This is a genomic window from Agrobacterium fabrum str. C58 (assembly GCF_000092025.1).
Classification (GTDB): Bacteria; Pseudomonadota; Alphaproteobacteria; order Rhizobiales; family Rhizobiaceae; genus Agrobacterium; species Agrobacterium fabrum.
Window position 1 is genome coordinate 1,561,750 of sequence record NC_003063.2, and the last position, 12,052, is coordinate 1,573,801.

At 61.1% G+C, this 12,052-nt stretch carries 11 protein-coding genes; 9 read left to right on the top strand and 2 right to left on the bottom strand.

The annotated features are described in order from the left end of the window. Positions 1–132 precede the first annotated feature (132 nt). The 7 genes from ATU_RS20720 (at position 133) to ATU_RS20750 (ending at position 7,714) form a co-directional block, all read left to right on the top strand. A complete protein-coding gene (locus ATU_RS20720) occupies positions 133–1,194 on the top strand; it encodes a LacI family DNA-binding transcriptional regulator (protein WP_010973833.1) in 1,062 nt (353 codons plus the stop codon). Beyond that, positions 1,191–2,213: an ABC transporter substrate-binding protein gene (locus tag ATU_RS20725; RefSeq protein WP_010973834.1), complete on the top strand. Its 1,023-nt coding sequence runs from the start codon at positions 1,191–1,193 to the stop codon at positions 2,211–2,213. The genes ATU_RS20720 and ATU_RS20725 overlap by 4 nt, the downstream gene beginning before the upstream one ends. A gap of 166 nt (positions 2,214–2,379) precedes the next feature. Beyond that, positions 2,380–3,207, top strand: a complete 828-nt coding sequence (locus tag ATU_RS20730; protein WP_010973835.1) for an ABC transporter permease — start codon at positions 2,380–2,382, stop codon at positions 3,205–3,207. Beyond that, on the top strand, positions 3,204–3,983 hold the full coding sequence (locus ATU_RS20735) for an ABC transporter permease (RefSeq protein WP_006315562.1): 780 nt from the start codon (positions 3,204–3,206) through the stop codon (positions 3,981–3,983). The genes ATU_RS20730 and ATU_RS20735 overlap by 4 nt, the downstream gene beginning before the upstream one ends. After that, a complete protein-coding gene (locus tag ATU_RS20740; protein ID WP_010973836.1) occupies positions 3,976–5,001 on the top strand; it encodes an ABC transporter ATP-binding protein in 1,026 nt (341 codons plus the stop codon). The genes ATU_RS20735 and ATU_RS20740 overlap by 8 nt, the downstream gene beginning before the upstream one ends. Before the next feature lie 2 nt (positions 5,002–5,003). Further along, a complete protein-coding gene (locus ATU_RS20745) occupies positions 5,004–5,924 on the top strand; it encodes a nucleoside hydrolase (RefSeq protein ID WP_010973837.1) in 921 nt (306 codons plus the stop codon). After that, entirely contained in the window at positions 5,921–7,714 is a 1,794-nt protein-coding gene (locus ATU_RS20750; RefSeq protein WP_010973838.1) for an adenine deaminase, read from the top strand. The genes ATU_RS20745 and ATU_RS20750 overlap by 4 nt, the downstream gene beginning before the upstream one ends. A gap of 51 nt (positions 7,715–7,765) precedes the next feature. Here the strand turns inward: ATU_RS20750 and ATU_RS20755 are convergent, their stop codons facing one another. After that, the gene (locus tag ATU_RS20755) at positions 7,766–8,467 is read right to left on the bottom strand and encodes a DNA helicase (protein WP_010973839.1); all 702 of its coding nucleotides are present in this window, start codon (positions 8,465–8,467) and stop codon (positions 7,766–7,768) included. A 216-nt stretch (positions 8,468–8,683) separates the two neighbouring features. Continuing rightward, positions 8,684–9,856 carry a M20 aminoacylase family protein gene (locus ATU_RS20760; RefSeq protein ID WP_035257767.1) on the bottom strand — a complete coding sequence of 391 codons (1,173 nt, stop codon included), beginning with the start codon at positions 9,854–9,856 and terminating at the stop codon, positions 8,684–8,686. 212 nt (positions 9,857–10,068) lie between these two features. On the opposite strand from ATU_RS20760, the gene ATU_RS20765 reads away from it, so the two are divergent. Beyond that, the gene (locus ATU_RS20765; RefSeq protein ID WP_010973841.1) at positions 10,069–10,776 is read left to right on the top strand and encodes a phosphoribosyltransferase; all 708 of its coding nucleotides are present in this window, start codon (positions 10,069–10,071) and stop codon (positions 10,774–10,776) included. 205 nt (positions 10,777–10,981) lie between these two features. Next, the gene (locus ATU_RS20770) at positions 10,982–12,037 is read left to right on the top strand and encodes a dipeptidase (protein WP_010973842.1); all 1,056 of its coding nucleotides are present in this window, start codon (positions 10,982–10,984) and stop codon (positions 12,035–12,037) included. Positions 12,038–12,052 lie beyond the last annotated feature (15 nt).

The following is a 12,052-nucleotide window of genomic DNA, read 5'->3' on the forward strand; positions in this document are numbered from 1 at the left end:
ATAATCGCTCTTTTTTCGGGCATTTAACCCTTGTGCCCAGCTTTTCGCCGCATTTCGCCGGCGAAGGACTCGACAGCGGCGCGCGCCTCGCTTATCCTGATTAAACGTTTAATCAGCCTTTCCGGACCATCCATGGCGTCGTCACGGCCTGCCACCAATCTGAGCGCGATAGCAGCGGCACTCGGCGTGTCGGTGGCAACGGTGTCCAATGCGCTCTCCGGCAAGGGCCGTGTTTCGCCCGATCTGGTGGAGCGCATTCGCAAGACGGCGAGTGAACTGGGTTATGTGCCGAGTTCGGCGGGCAGGGCGTTGCGCACCGGCAGATCAGGGGTTCTGGGGCTCGTCCTGCCTGATATCGCCAACCCTCTTTTCCCACAGATCGCACAGGCCATTGAAAAAGCCGCCGTCTCTGCCGGTTATGGCGTGCTGATTGCCGATGCGCGCGGCGAGATCGCCATGCAGACGGATGCCATCAACCGGCTGATCGAGCGCGGAGTGGACGGCATGATCATCGTTCCCCGCCGCGGCACGCGCATCTCCGGCGTCGATTGCCCTGTCGCGATCATCGACAGCCCTTCCACGCCCGGAAATACCGTCGCCGCCGACCATTGGGATGGCGGCCGGCAGGTGGGCGACTATCTCGCAAGCCTTGGCCACCGCAAGGTGGTGCTGGTGGGCAAGAACAGGGATTCCAACGTGCAGAACGACCGTCTCGGCGGCATTCGCGATGGTCTCGGCAAGGCCTGTGTGACCCGGACGCTCTGGATCGACAGCATCGAAGAGGCTGATGGTGCCGGTTGCCGGCTGGGGCTTGCCGATCTGGTGGCGGATGGTTTCACCGCCTTTGCCGCCATTTCCGACCTGCATGCGCTGCGGGCGCTCACCGAATTGCAGCGCGAGGGCATCGAGGTGCCGGAAGAGGCAAGCGTCACCGGTTTTGACGATCTCATCTTTTCCGCCGTGGTCACCCCGCCGCTCACGACCATGCGCATGGATATGGGCCGCATCGCCGATCTGGCCGTCGGGGCGCTGCTGCGCGCCATCGACAGCGCCGGTGACAATGGCGTCGCCATCGATGTGACGGCGGAAATCTCGAAAGTACCGATGGCGCTGATCATGCGCGGTTCCACCGGCAAGACAAAGCATGATGCGATTGAAGCCAAAAAAACGACAGCAGGAGAACTCACACCATGAAAAAAATCATTCTTGCATCGGGCACCGCCCTGATGCTGACGATGGGAGCGGCGCAGGCTGAGGACAAGACGCTGACGATTTCCGTCTACGCCTTTGCGCAGGATGAATTCAAGGAACTGGTCTATACGCCGTTTGAAGCCAAATGCGGCTGCAAGCTCGTGGTCGAAACTGGCAACAGCGTCGAGCGTCTTGCCAAGATGGAAGCCAACAAGGCCAATCCGGTGGTCGATCTCGCCATCGTTTCCATGGCCGATGCGCTTTCCGCCACCCGCAAGGACCTGATCCAGAAGATCGATGCGTCCAAGGTCCCGAACATCGAAAACCTCTACGACATCGCCAAGGACCCGAATGGTGACGGCATGAGCGTCGGCGTCAATTTCTACGCAACGTCCATCGTCTACCGCACCGACAAGATGAAGATCGACAGCTGGGCCGATCTCCTGAAGGACGGCATTGTCGATCACGTCGCCTTCCCGAATGTCACCACAAATCAGGGCCCGCCGGCGCTTTACATGCTCGGCAAGGCGATTGGCAAGGATACGCCTGATCTTGCCGGCGCCATCGCGGCCGTGGGTGAGAAGAAGGACGATATCGTCACCTTCTACGTCAAGTCATCGCAGCTGGTGCAACTGATGCAGCAGGAAGAAATCTGGGCCGCGCCCATCGGCCGCTTCTCCTGGGCGCCTTTCACCAAGCTCGATCTGCCGCTCGCCTGGGCAACGCCCAAGGAAGGCCAGACCGGCGGCATGAACGTGCTCGTCGTGCCGAAGGGCGGAAAGAACGAGGAGCTTGCGCTGCAATTCATGGATTTCTGGCTTTCGACCGACGTTCAGAAGGCACTGGCTGAAAAGCTGGTGGACAGCCCGACCAATAAGGAGGTCAAGGTGTCCGACGAGGTGGCGAACAACATCACCTATGGTGACGAGACCGCCCGTAGCCTGCAGCTCATTCCGTCCGACGTGACGCTCGATAACCGCGACAAGTGGCTGTCGGAGTGGAATTCCAAGGTCGGCCAGTAAGTCCTTTCACCGTTTGGAATGGGGCATCGAAACGTCCGCGAGGGCGGCTCCATTCCGGGAAAAGCGGTTCGGTCGTCCCCTGACCGCTTTTCCACCCTCTTTTTCGCAGGCCGGTCCTTCCGGCTGCCATAACAACCGGCCTTGGGGCCGTTCAGGGAATAAACCGATGTTTCAGAACCGGGCCGAAGCGCTGGCGCTTGCATTGCCCGCCGCAATTTTCGCGGCGGCGGTCTTTCTTGTGCCGGTCTTCATGCTTCTGTCGGAGGGCTTCCGCACCACTGACGGCTGGACATTGTCGGCCTATGCCGCCTTCTTTTCCGATCCGCTGAACCAGACGGTTTTCCTGCGTACGCTCAAACTCGGCGCGCTTGTTACCGTCGTCTCGGCCGTGGTGGGTTATGCGGCGGCGTTTGCCATCATCAACTTATCGCCGGGCAAGAAAGGCCATGTGGTCAATCTCGTCGTGCTGCCGCTGATGATCTCGCCGGTTGCCCGTACCTATGCATGGATCGTCATTCTCGGCAGAACCGGCATCGTCAATCAGGCGCTGCAGGCGGTGGGCCTGAGCGACGCGCCGATCCGCATCCTGTTTTCCGAAACGGCCGTTTTCATCGGCCTTCTGCAACTGTTCCTGCCGCTGATGATCATCTCGCTCATCAGCGCGCTGGAAAACATGCCGAAGGACACGATCGCCGCTGCCCGCGTGCTCGGCGCAAACTGGTTTCAGGTGTTCTGGAAGGTCATCCTGCCGCTCACCAAGGAAGGGCTGGTCGTCGGCGGCACGCTGGTCTTCACCGGTTCGCTGACGGCCTATATCACGCCAGCCATTCTCGGTGGTTCGAAGGTGCTGATGCTGGAAACCCTGCTTTACCAGCAGGTCACGGTCTCCAATAATTTCGTCGCCGCCAGTGTCATCGCCTTCATTCTGATCGTCATGAGCTTTGCCGCCAATATCCTCTTGAAGCGCATTGCCACCGCAAGGAACAAGAAATGACCCGGCAGCTCTTCATTCCGCTCACGCTCCTTCTTGTCGTCGGGTTCCTCATCGGGCCGTTCCTCATCATCGTTGCGGCCTCATTTTCGGCCGGCGATACACTCGCCTTTCCGCCGCAGGGCTTTTCGCTGAAGTGGATCGCCAAGGTCTTCACCGTCGAAAGCTTCCGTGAGAGTTTTGCGATGTCGATGTTCCTTGCCATCGGCGGCACGTTCACGGCGCTCATCCTCGGCATTCCCGCTTCCTACGCCATGTCGCGCTACAAGCTGCCTTTTGCCGAAACCGTGCGCACCATCGTTTCCGCGCCGATCATCGTGCCCGGCATCATCGTCGGCCTTGCGCTGCTGCGCTATTTCGTCGTGCCCTTCGGCATCGGCATCACGCTTGCCCTGTTTCTAGCTCACACTGCGCTCATCCTGCCTTATGCGGTGCGGGTGGTATCGGCCAGCCTCAACAACCTGCGCTCCGATATAGAGGAGGCGGCGGTGCTGCTTGGCTCGTCGCGGCTTGGTGCCTTTTTCCGGGTAGTGCTACCGAATATACGCGGTGGCATCCTGTCGGCTTTCATTCTCGGTTTCGTGACGAGTTTCAACCAGGTGCCGGTATCGCTGTTCCTCTCCGGTCCCGGCGTGCGCACATTGCCCATCGATATGCTGGGTTACATGGAAATCGTCTTTGATCCTTCCGTTGCAGCTCTTTCCTCGCTGCTCGCCTTCCTTTCCATCGGCATCGTCTTTATGGCCGAACGTTTCCTGGGGTTCTCCCGTTATGTCTGACGCAAATTATCTTTCGCTCAACAAAGTCTCGCTCGCTTATGGCAACAGCATCGCCGTCAAGGATCTCGATCTCGATATCCGCAAGGGCGAGCTTCTCGCGCTGCTTGGGCCTTCCGGCTGCGGCAAGACAACGACGATGCGCGCCATTGCCGGGCTGATGCCGGTGGCAAGTGGGCGTATTGATCTCGATGGCGCCGATATTACGCGCGTCGCGGCCAACAAGCGTGCCGTCGGGCTGGTGTTCCAGTCCTATGCGCTATTCCCCCATCTGACTGTTTACGAAAACGTCGCCTTCGGCCTGAAACTCAAGGGCATGAGCGGCAAGACGCTTGACGACAAGGTCGCCTCCGGCCTGAAATCGGTGGGCTTGTCCAATTTCGCCTCCCGCAAGCCGGCGGAACTTTCCGGCGGCCAGCAGCAGCGCGTGGCGCTGGCGCGCTCCATGGTCATGGAGCCAAAGGTGCTGCTGCTCGACGAGCCGCTCTCCAACCTCGATGCCCGCCTGCGCCTTGAAATGCGCACCGAATTGCAGCGCGTGCAGAAGGAAACCGGCGTGACGATGATCTTCGTCACCCATGACCAGATCGAGGCTTTGGCGCTGGCCGACCGTATTGTCGTCATGAAGGGGGGCAAGATTGAGCAGATCGGCACGCCTGAGGAAATTTATAACGCGCCGGTTTCGTCCTTCGTGGCTGACTTCGTCGGCTTCGAAAACATCTTCGCGCTGGAAGACGGCGCGTTGAAAACCGCAAACGGCAAGACATCACTTACCGGACCAGTCCCTTCAGCATCTGGACTGGCCTGGCGGCCGCGCATGGTAACCCTTGGTTCAGGTCCTTTCCAGGGAACCGTGCGCGGCACATCCTTTGCAGGCAACAGCCGCGAATATCTGCTGGACACGCCGCTTGGCGCCATCAAGGCAGAAACCGACGCCGCCCTTGCTGCGCACGCCATCGGTGATACGCTCGCCTTCGATCTGCCGGTCGAAAAAGCGGCAAGCCTCAAGGTGTTCAACTGACGATGGGCGTGTGGATCGATACCGATATGGGCTTTGACGATATCGCCGCCATCATGGTGGTGCAATCGGCAGGCCTTGCCATCGACGGCATCTCTTTGGTGTTCGGCAATGCCACGCTGGATGCGGTCTGCCGCAATGCCGCAGGCGCCGTAGCAAGCTTCGGCTGGTCGATGCCGATCCATCAGGGCCGCGCCATGCCCGTCCTCGGCGCGCTCGAAACCGCGCAGTCCATCCTCGGTGAAAGCGGCATTCCGACCGCCGGCCAAAGCCTGCCGGATGCGCCGGCTCTGCCAAAAAGCGATGCCTTTACCGCTCTCTGCAACTGGCTGGAGGGTGAAGGCGAAAAGCGCATCCTCGCGCTCGGCCCGCTCACCAATATCGCCGCACTTTGTCTCGCTCGGCCCGATCTTGCCGCCAGAATTTCCGACCTCACCTGGATGGGGGGCGGGCTTACCAGTGGCAACCACACGGCATCGGCCGAATTCAACGCCTTCGCCGATCCCGAGGCACTGGCCATCGTGCTCGCCCATGGCCTGCCGCTGCGCATGGTCGATCTCGATGCTTGCCGCAAGGTCATGGCCTCGCCCGCCGATGTCCTGCCGATCCGCACCGCCGACGGCAGGAATGCGGGCCTTATTGCCGATCTGTTTGATGGTTTCATCGGCATCGCCACCAGTCGCGGTAGGGCTGCCATGGCGCTTTACGATCCCGTCGCCGCAGTCGGCTTTACCTCCGATCATCTCGGCTGGCAGCAGGCGCGCATCGATGTCGAACTCCATGCCTCGCTGACGCGGGGAAGAACCGTGGTCGAGACACGCGCGGAGAAGGTGACAGACTTTAACGCCCAGTTTGCCGTGACCGTTGATGCTGGAGCCGCAAAGGCCGCCATATTGGAAGCATTGCGCCGGGAGGCTGCCCGATGACCGCGCAAATCCGCCTGGCGGAGCCTGCCGATCTCAACGACGACACCCTGCGCGCCCGTGCGGTTGCCGCCGCGCGTGGTGATCAGCGTTTTGATGTTCTCATCACCGGCGGAACATTGGTGGATGTGGTGACGGGCGAGCTTCGCCCTGCCGATATCGGCATTGTCGGAGCGCTGATCGCCAGCGTTCACGAACCGGCAAGCCGCAGGGACGCCGCGCAGGTGATAGACGCGGGCGGGGCCTATGTCTCGCCGGGGCTGATCGACACGCATATGCACATCGAAAGCTCGATGATCACGCCGGCCGCCTATGCGGCAGCGGTGGTTGCCCGCGGCGTCACCACCATCGTCTGGGACCCGCATGAATTCGGCAACGTGCATGGTGTCGATGGCGTGCGCTGGGCGGCGAAGGCGATCGAAAACCTGCCATTGCGCGCCATTCTGCTCGCCCCCTCCTGCGTGCCGTCAGCACCGGGGCTAGAGCGCGGCGGTGCGGATTTCGATGCCGCCATTCTCGCCGATCTCCTCTCCTGGCCGGAAATTGGCGGCATTGCGGAAATCATGAACATGCGCGGTGTCATCGAGCGCGATCCGCGCATGAGCGGCATCGTTCAGGCCGGGCTCGCCGCGGAAAAGCTGGTCTGCGGCCATGCGCGGGGCCTGAAGAATGCCGATCTCAACGCCTTCATGGCGGCGGGCGTTTCTTCCGATCACGAACTGGTCTCGGGCGAAGACCTCATGGCGAAGCTCAGGGCAGGGCTGACGATCGAGCTGCGCGGTTCGCATGATCATCTGCTGCCGGAATTCGTGGCGGCGCTGAATACGCTCGGCCACCTGCCGCAGACGGTGACGCTCTGCACCGATGATGTCTTCCCTGACGACCTGTTGCAGGGCGGCGGGCTGGATGATGTGGTGCGCCGTCTTGTGCGTTATGGCCTCAAGCCCGAATGGGCGCTACGCGCCGCTACGCTGAATGCCGCGCAAAGGCTTGGCCGTTCCGATCTCGGCCTCATAGCCGCAGGCCGCCGCGCTGATATCGTCGTTTTCGAGGATCTGAACGGCTTTTCGGCCCGTCATGTGCTCGCAAGCGGCCGGGCCGTTGCAGAAGGCGGCCGCATGCTTGTCGACATTCCCACCTGCGATACGACCGTACTCAAAGGCTCGATGAAGCTTCCGCTACGCATGGCCAATGATTTCCTGGTGAAATCTCAGGGTGCGAAGGTACGCCTCGCCACCATTGACCGCCCGCGGTTCACGCAATGGGGTGAGACGGAAGCGGACGTGAAAGACGGTTTCGTGGTTCCGCCGGAGGGTGCGACGATGATCTCCGTCACCCACCGCCACGGTATGGCCGAGCCCACCACAAAAACCGGCTTCCTCACCGGCTGGGGACGCTGGAACGGCGCCTTCGCCACCACCGTCTCGCATGACAGCCATAACCTCACCGTCTTCGGTGGCAACGCAGGGGACATGGCGCTCGCCGCCAATGCGGTGATCGGCACCGGCGGCGGCATGGCCGTTGCCTCCGAAGGCAAGGTCACCGCGATCCTCCCGCTGCCGCTCTCCGGCCTCGTATCCGATGCGCCGCTCGAAGAGGTGGCGCGGGCTTTCGAGGACTTGCGCGAAGCCGTCGGCAAGGTGGTGGAATGGCAGCCGCCCTATCTCGTCTTCAAGGCCTGCTTCGGCGCCACGCTCGCCTGCAATATCGGCCCGCATCAGACGGATATGGGCATTGCCGATGTGTTGACGGGGAAGGTGATGGAAAGCCCGGTCATCGAGGTTTTGGGATAATAACGTCAGGACCGGCTGCCGCGATGTCGTCGTCGTGGCAGCCGGGGCCTGTCAGTTCACATTGTGAAGCTGCGCTTCGCCATTGTGGAGAAAGCAGGCTTTGGTGAAGAGACCCAAATCCAGCAGGTTGGGCAGGCGGATATCGCGCATATCGGGAAGCCGCTTGTTTTCAGGATCAAACGAGCGGTCAACCTGCGAGATGAATGCGAAAATGACGCCGGTCTTTTGTGCGAATTCCCCAAGGGCTGTCACCTGTTGCGACAGGTCCGGCTTGTGCCGCTGCTGATCGAGTATCTGCAGATAATCGATCACGGCGAAGGTGCCGGGTCTGGCTGGTGACAAATGGCGGATGATGTAATCCGCGCATATCTCGTCCGATGTCACGATCTCGGTTTCTCTTTTTCCGGCCGCATGTTTTTCGATACGCTTTCTTGCCTGTTGCTCCGTCATTTCGAGCGTGAGCAAGACGGACTGACGCCCGTCTTCGGCTGCCGCGCGCAAAAGTTCAAACCCAAGCGCTGTCTTGCCTTGGCCTGGGCGGCCGGCAAGCAGAAGCATGTCGCCATGCACGATGCGGGAGAACAGGTTTTCGGATAAGGAGCCCGCCGCAACGTGAGCGGACAGCAGGCTCCACCGTGCGAATCCTTCCTCGCGCGCGATCTGGTCCAGTGCTTCGTGCAGGGGAATGGCATTGTTTCGGACCATGAGCTTGGCCCGCCGTTTTAATTGAAAAATCGGAGTAGAAAGTTTCATCAAAAGACCTCTATTTCGGGTCTGAAACGCAATCCCTCCTTATGCGAATGCCCGAACAGACGGTTCGATGATGATATTACCCCGCATGTCGAATGCTTCCCCGAAGGGAGGGGGGAGGCGTGGGTTGCGCCTGTGCGCAGAAATTACCGCGCCCGATGATTCGCCACAAGCGTCCGAAATATCGACGGTCAAAAAACGGCAGGCAGTAAGATGGGTCTACTCCGCCGCCAGTTCCTGCTCCACCAATGTCGCCCAGAACGCCACGCCCGGCACGATGGCCGCATCGTTGAAGTCGTAGGAGGTGTTGTGGTGCAGCGCGCCATCCACCGCCGGGCCGTTGCCGAGCCAGACATAGCAGCCGGGGGCTTCGCCGGCGAAGAAAGCGAAGTCGTCACCGGCGGTCGAGGGCGGGAAGGCGGTGCGGGCCTTGGTGCCGAACACTGTTTTTGCGGCGCGCAGCGCCCTCTTCGTCGCGTCCGCCTCATTGATGACGGGCGGAATGCGGCGGATGAAGTCGTACTGCGCCTCGATGCCGAACATCGCCGCCGTGCCCTTCGCCAGCCGGCCGATTTCCGCCTCCAGCTGGTCGCGCACATCTGCCGCATAAGCACGCGCCGTGCCGCCGATTTCGACGAGATCGGGAATGACGTTGAGCGCCTTAGGATCACCTGCCTGCACCGAACAGGCGCTGACCACCGCGGGTTGCAGCGGGTCGATGACTCGGCCGACGATCGTCTGCAGCGAGGCGAGGAAGGTGCCCGTCGCCGTTATGGGGTCACGGCCGAGATGCGGCTTGGCGCCATGGGTGCCGATGCCCTTGAAGGTGACGCGCCAGCTATCGGAAGAGGCAAGCTGGGGGCCTTCCACCACGGCCATTTCGTCAAGCCCAAGCCCCGGCATATTGTGAAGGCCATAGACCGCATCGCAGGGAAACAGATCGAACAGCCCGTCTTCCACCATTTTTTTCGCGCCACCCCGGCCTTCTTCGGCCGGCTGGAAGATGAAATGCACGGTGCCGGAAAAGTCGCGGGTCTTGGCGAGGTAACGCGCGGCACCCAGCAGCATCGCGGTGTGGCCGTCATGACCGCAGGCATGCATCTTGCCGGGAAATTTCGATTTATAGGGCCGCTCGGGCATCTCAGGCATGGCCAGCGCATCCATGTCGGCCCGCAGGCCGATGCTGCGGGTGCCGTTACCCACCTGCAACGTGCCCACAACGCCGGTACCGCCGAGACCGCGATGCACCTTCAGCCCGGCGCGCTCGAGCAGATCGGCGACGATGGCGCTGGTTCTTTCCTCTTCGAAACCCAGTTCCGGATGCGCGTGCAGATCATGACGAAGCTCCGTCAGGAATGGCAGGTCCTCACCGATCCGGTCCAGCAGTCTCATGGGAAGCTTGTCCTTGAATATGGGGAAAACCCGCGTCATAGGTGGGTTTGTCCGAATGCCTGTTGCTTTTTTCTCTTCTAGCGGAAAAAGCCAATGAAATGAACCCGCCGCATGTGTGCGGTTGCTGAAATGCCTAATATGTCGAACGGGGTTGGCGAGGCTGAAAAAAACCGCATCCGTCTTGCGCCATTCCGCTCCTGAAAGGAAAACCGATGCCGTCATCCGCATCGCCCGCCGCCCAGTCTCCCGCTGCGCCGCACGAGTTCTGGCAGAACATTCTTCCGCCCGGCACCTTTGCGACGGCAGGTCCGCATTCCAGCTTCTTTCCGGCGGAACTGGATGACAACAGGCAGATATGCCTGCCCATCCGGCCGCTTGCGGATGGCGAACATGCGCTTGCCTCACTCATCGTCAATCAGGCCTCATTCGAGGTGCTGGAGGCGCTGGCGGCCGATCTTGCCGCCAAGCTCGCGCCGTTCAGCCCTGACGTCGTGATTGGCCTGCCGACGCTGGGGCTGACGCTTGCCGCCGCCGTTGCCCGCCATCTCGGCCATTCCCGTTACGTGCCGCTCGGCACCTCGCGGAAATTCTGGTATTTGGAGGAACTGTCGGTGCCGATGTCTTCCATCACCACCAAGCAGGAAAAGCGGCTTTACATCGATCCGCGCATGTTGCCGCTCCTCGAGGGCAAACGGGTGGCGCTGGTGGATGATGTCATCTCCAGCGGCAGTTCGATTATATCAGGTCTTTCGCTTCTCGCCTCATCCGGCATCAAGCCGGTGGCAATCGGCGCTGCCATGCTGCAATCGGATCGCTGGCGGGAAAAAATCGCCGCTTTCGGGTCGGAATGGCCGGAGCGGGTGAGGGGCGTTTTTGCCACGCCGCTGCTGACAAAAGCCGAAGGCGGCTGGCAGGCTTGACGTTGCGCAATTCCCGGCAAAAGGCAAGTGGTGATAATTTCACCGCTGCCTAATTTGCGTCTTGCGGAGCCGCGAGAGATCGTCCTAAGATCGTTTCCGACAGATTATAGCGGTCGGCAAAAAATGCGCCGGTTTGCTTTCGCGCGGTGTCATTCCGGCGTCTGCCCGCCCCCTTTGGTTTTGCCGCTTACTGGAATTTCTTGACATGCATGCAGTGTTCGACGGTCATAATGATGTGCTGCTTCGGTTGTGGCGCAACAGCAAGGCCGGTGCCGATCCGGTGGCTGAATTCAAGAAAGGCACGCGCGAAGGCCATATCGATGGTCCGCGCGCCAGGGCAGGCGGTCTCGGTGGCGGCATCTGCGCTATCTATATCCCATCAGGCGATCTGGTCCTGCAGGAACCGGACGAACAGGGCCATTACGACACGCCGCTCGCCGCGCCGCTGGAGCGCCAGCCTTCCCTCGATATCGCCATGGAGAAAGCGGCGATTGCGCTGAGGCTCGATCGCGCCGGTGCCTGGCGGCTCTGCCGCTCCACGGCCGATATTCGCAAGGCCTTTGCCGAGGATATTTTCGCCGCCGTGCTGCACATGGAAGGCTGCGAGGCGATCGGTGCCGATCTTGACGCGCTGGAGGTGTTTTATGCCGCCGGCCTGCGCTCGCTCGGTCCGGTCTGGAGCCGGCACAATATTTTCGGCCATGGCGTTCCCTTCTCTTATCCCATGTCACCCGATACCGCGCCCGGTCTTACCGATGCCGGTTTCGCGCTGGTGAAGGAATGCAACCGGCTCGGCATTCTCATCGATCTCGCCCATATTACCGAAAAAGGCTTCTGGGATGTGGCAAAGACCACCAACCAGCCTTTGATCGCCAGCCATTCGAACGCACATGCGCTCACCCCCGTTGCCCGCAATCTCACCGACCGGCAGATGGATGCCATCAGGGAGAGCGGTGGGCTGGTGGGCCTCAACTATGCCGTCACCATGCTCAGGCCCGATGGGCGTGACATTGCCGATACGCCGCTCTCCGACATGGTGCGCCATATCGACTACATGGTGGAACGCATGGGCATCGACTGCGTGGCGCTCGGATCGGATTTCGACGGCGCGACGGTACCTGTCGGCGTGGCCGATGCCAGCGGCAACCACAATCTGGTTGCGGCACTGAAATCGGCAGGCTACGGTGATGGAGAGCTTGCTAAAATCTGCCGGGAAAACTGGCTGCGTGTTTTGTCTCAGGCCTGGCACGAAGCGGCCTGAGAACAGTTTTAAGCG